Source organism: Caldimonas tepidiphila, from assembly GCF_003569765.1.
Lineage (GTDB): Bacteria > Pseudomonadota > Gammaproteobacteria > Burkholderiales > Burkholderiaceae_C > Caldimonas > Caldimonas tepidiphila.
The window spans coordinates 599-4578 of sequence record NZ_KZ983978.1 but is presented as its reverse complement, the minus strand read 5'-3'; the positions used below and the strand labels follow the sequence as shown (position 1 = coordinate 4578).

The following is a 3980-nucleotide window of genomic DNA, read 5'->3' as shown; positions in this document are numbered from 1 at the left end:
CATAACTCCGTCCGGGGTCAGGGGAAGCTCACCCTCAATTCATTTGTGCAACAGAGCCCGCTTGATCACCCCTTGCGTAGCGCCTCGATCATCATCTTCGTCCGGTCATCACTCTGGTCTCGGGCTACCAGCACCGGCTTATCGCGACAGAGCCCTCATGACCGCCTCTCTTCGACCAAGTTACCGGGGTATTGTTGGCCGCAGTAAGTTGCTTTTGTTTGTGCGACTGCTGAAACCTTCTTACGCACGCCGTCAGGCGGCGGGCATCGCCTCAAGCGCCCGCGCGGCCTTGAGCAGGCCCCCCAGCACGATGTCGGCCACCTTCTGGGAAAAGCCCGCCGGCAGCGCGCGCTGCACCTGCTCGACCGCCGCCGGCGTGCGCGCAACGAGCTCCTGGATGAGCGCCTCGGCGTTCTCGCCGTAGCCCACCCGGCGCGCGGTGCTGTTGAAGTGCCGGCGCTGGATGGTGTGCATGAGGTAGTGGCGGTTCTTGCCCAGCAGCGCCATGGCCAACCTCAGTTGGCGCTCGTCCCACTGGTTGGGCCCGCGGCCGATGACCGGGTAGCCCGACATCACGTCGTACATCGGGGTCAGCCGAAAACGCCCCGAGGCGCCGGCGAGCAGCTGGAAGCTGAAGTTCTTGGCATGTCCGTCCGGCGCACGCAGCAGCCAGAACAGGACCTGCGAGGCCATGATGGTGCGCAGGTCGGCCTCGGCGTTCACCGACTGCCGCACGAGGCCGAAGAGCTGTACGAGGCCCGGCCCGCCGTCGCTCTCGTACTTGAGCAGCGGCGAGGTGCCCGTGGCCTGGCAGAAATCCTCCTGCGGCAGGCGCAGCAGCCGCCCGCTTTGAGGGGACAGCAGCCGGTCGAAGCGCTCCACGACCAGCACCCGCTGGCAGCCGAAAGTGGCGATGTCTGCGTTAGCCGCAGGCAGCCCGTAGGCTTGGAACAGCTTCAGGCACAGCCACTCGTTGTCCACCGAGGTACTGAAGTCGGCCCGTCGGCCTCCGACCAGGCCGAGCGGTAGCTTGAAGATGTGCGTGGTCGGCGTGGCGCCCCGAGGCTTGTGCCAGCGGCCCTGCCACCACAGGAAGGCGTCCTTCTCCTGCGCACCGGCCAGCGAGATGCGGAAGTCGTCCTTGGTGTGCGCGGCGCCATCGAAGCGCTCCGGCGTCACCATCTCCAGCAGATGGCGCTCGATGGCCGCCTCATCGAGCGCCACGCCTTCGACCCTGTCCAGGCCCGTCGGCTCCTCGCCCTCCTCAAGCAGCTGGACTGCCCCCACACAGTCTCGCCCGATGGCGCGCAGCAGGTCGAACGGCTCCACGGAGCCGGTCCGGAACCGGGTGGCCACCCGCCGGCGGATGTCGGTGCTGTCGGGCAGCAGGTTGTCGAAGTAGTGCGCGACCCGCTCGCCCTTGAGCGGCGCGTTGACCAGGTTGAAGGGCAGCGACAGCGACAGGGGTCGGCCGAGCGGGGACGCCACCCAGGCCGGGTCGTACTGCAGCTCCATGTCTCCGCGCGCCGGAATCGTCCAGCGGCCCACGCGCTCTCCGTTGCTCCACAGGACCAGGGTCTGGCTGTGCAACTTGCGCCCCATCTCACCACTCCGTCGGTTGCGCCGGCGCGGCAGCCGCGCCCCGCACGCCGAGCTGCAACTCGAGCCCGAGGACAGCGCACCACGCCAGGAGCTGCTTGAAGCTCAGCTCTTCCGGGTGCCGCTCGAGGTGGGAGACGCGGTTCTGGCTCAGGTTCAGCTTGTCCCCCACGTCCTGCTGATTGAGCTTGAGGCGCTGGCGCGTCGTCCTCAGCAGCTCGCTGAGCTGCTGCGCGGTCACGAGGGTTTGAACGGGGCCGTGGGGCATGGGGCGCTCCTGTGGTAGCTGCATTTCGGATAAATGCAGTTTAGCCGAATTTCAGATAAACACAGAATATCTGTATATCGGCTGTGCGGGCCTGAGGATGGCCGGTGCGCTCAGTCAGGCGCGCAGCTACGCAGCACATGCCCGATGTGCCAGGCGAGGCGCCTCGTGGTGAAGGTGTCGGTGTAGGAGGGGAAGCCGCAGAAGAATACTGGTACCTCGCGCTCGCGCACCGTATCGAAGTGGCAGCCGAGCTGCTCGTCGAAGCGAAGCGTGCCCGCCGCCCCGCGCACCTGCTCGTAGATGCGGCTCGCGATAGCGTTCAACACGACCACCAGCCGTGGCCGCGCGAGCTCGAGGTACTCGAAGAACAGCGCGAGCTGGCGTGCGCCGAAGTTCGTGAGCCGAATTGACCTCTCGACGCTGACGCCCCGCGGCTGCCGGTAGCAGACGCCCACAAGCTGGCTGGACGCCTGCTGAAGATCGACGAGCGCATGGGCGTGCCGATGGCCTACTACTTCTTCGCCTTGCACGGCAACCGGATCTCGAGCGAGGCCTTGCGCCGCGTGCTCCGGGCGGCGGAATCGGGCCTGATCGTGATGCCGGAGCATGACTACCAAGTGCTGCGCCGCTGGGGAGAGGCCGAATACGGCTTTTGACCGCAGTAAGCGGCCAGAAGACCTCTTGGCGGGCGACAGGGAACGCGTGGAAGGATAGGGCAGCGGATGCATGTCGCCCGGGCTCTCCGGCGCACGCGATACTTTACATAATCTATATTCCGTTCCTTGTTGTACCCGCCGAGAAGGGCGTTCATGGTGCTGTATATTTACACAGCTTCGTCGGTCGCCGCAGTCCGCCACAAGGTGCAGGCATACGAAGCGTCACTTAAGAGGTAATCAGGAAGAGAAGTCATGTGGAAAAACAGGCCTCGCAAGAGATCACCATACCCTCTCAAAGTGCTCCGCCCAGTGGATGCGTCGAGGTTGGAATTCCGGAACCTTCGGATTCCATTGGATGAGGACCCGAAGGCTCGCCGCCGCCGTTGGCACACAGTGAAGTTAGTGCTTGGTATAGGAACTCTTGGCATGGGGATGCTCTGGCTCCTTGCTCCTCTGTGAAAGCCTCTGACGTGAGATGACGGCTGACCTCAGTGGAAGTTGAGCCAACACAATCGCTCTTCATGCCCGTGGCCGCATTGTAGGCGTTGTGCCACTGTTCCTAAAGGGTTAACGCTTCCGAACTTGGAGGCTGGGGGGACTGAAAAACGTGCCCACTTTAGTTGCTACGCAGAACCTTTAAACGGTGTTTTCCATGCATGTGCGCGCACCTGCAGCGGAAGAAATTTACTCCGTAGAAGGTTTCCAGCTTCTAAGCATACCCCTAGGGTCCACCCCAGTGGTTCCAGTGCTACGCAGCCCTCATCCTCCACTCCTCAGTCCTGACAAAGAACTTACAGAAAGGGGCGTGTATGAGCATGGAAGTGGAGTTTTCGAATCCGGTGGTGGTCGAAGAAGGCGTGGCGTTCCGCGTGCAGATCATGCGTGGCTGCCAAAAGATCTCGCAGGTCGTGGTGGCGACCAAATCGTGTTTGGGAGTTGGCGACGACGCCCAAGGCTTGGCACTGCTCGGTGCCTTTGCTCGAGCCTCGTGTACGCTGCGTAGCGAGGCCTTGAAGCTTTTTCAAGCAACGGGACCATCAACTGTGATCTACCTTCGCAAGGGCTGATCAACAGCATTTGAGGCAGGAGTTCGAGGCGCTGCCCCCAAGAAGGCCATGCCCTTTAAGGACCGGCCTTCCCAGTGTTCAGATGGCATCCGGAGGGAGCAATCCTCCGCTGCAAGGTGTGTAAGTCCTTGGCACCAAGCGCCAGTCCTTGTCCTACTGTGTCGGCTTTGGAATCGCCTTCCGAACCCGTTGCAGTTGTCTGAAGTGGTTGGGCAAGCCTTTCACAAAAACTAGTGGCCCTCAATCCCTCAGAATTTGTCGAGGTAAGTCCGCAGTTTGTCGGCAAGACTTGGGTGCTTGATTTTCCGCAGCGCCTTGGTCTCGATCTGCCGGATTCGCTCCCGCGTCACGTCGAACTGCTTGCCCACTTCCTCGAGCGTGTGGTCGCCC

Annotated in this window: 5 protein-coding genes and 1 pseudogene; 2 read left to right on the top strand and 4 right to left on the bottom strand. The window is 62.8% G+C overall.

Features of this window, described 5'->3' with window-relative positions; all coding sequences use genetic code 11:
* Positions 1–252: 252 nt before the first annotated feature.
* The 3 genes from D3A59_RS04115 to D3A59_RS04105 all read right to left on the bottom strand — a co-directional run bounded on the left by D3A59_RS04115 (position 253) and on the right by D3A59_RS04105 (position 2322).
* Positions 253–1602: a type II toxin-antitoxin system HipA family toxin gene (locus D3A59_RS04115; protein ID WP_119153642.1), complete on the bottom strand. Its 1350-nt coding sequence runs from the start codon at positions 1600–1602 to the stop codon at positions 253–255.
* Position 1603: 1 nt separating this feature from the next.
* The gene (locus D3A59_RS04110) at positions 1604–1867 is read right to left on the bottom strand and encodes a helix-turn-helix domain-containing protein (RefSeq protein ID WP_119153641.1); all 264 of its coding nucleotides are present in this window, start codon (positions 1865–1867) and stop codon (positions 1604–1606) included.
* A 110-nt stretch (positions 1868–1977) separates the two neighbouring features.
* Positions 1978–2322: a hypothetical protein gene (locus D3A59_RS04105; RefSeq protein WP_119153640.1), complete on the bottom strand. Its 345-nt coding sequence runs from the start codon at positions 2320–2322 to the stop codon at positions 1978–1980.
* 36 nt (positions 2323–2358) lie between these two features.
* On the opposite strand from D3A59_RS04105, the gene D3A59_RS25230 reads away from it, so the two are divergent.
* Both D3A59_RS25230 and D3A59_RS25225 read left to right on the top strand, forming a co-directional pair.
* Positions 2359–2523: a hypothetical protein gene (locus D3A59_RS25230; RefSeq protein ID WP_205665109.1), complete on the top strand. Its 165-nt coding sequence runs from the start codon at positions 2359–2361 to the stop codon at positions 2521–2523.
* 809 nt (positions 2524–3332) lie between these two features.
* Complete coding sequence (locus D3A59_RS25225; protein WP_157991401.1) at positions 3333–3590, top strand: hypothetical protein; 258 nt, start codon at positions 3333–3335, stop codon at positions 3588–3590.
* 248 nt (positions 3591–3838) lie between these two features.
* On the opposite strand, the pseudogene D3A59_RS26225 reads toward D3A59_RS25225, so the two are convergent.
* A pseudogene (locus tag D3A59_RS26225) lies at positions 3839–3980 on the bottom strand (sigma factor-like helix-turn-helix DNA-binding protein); the annotation flags it as partial.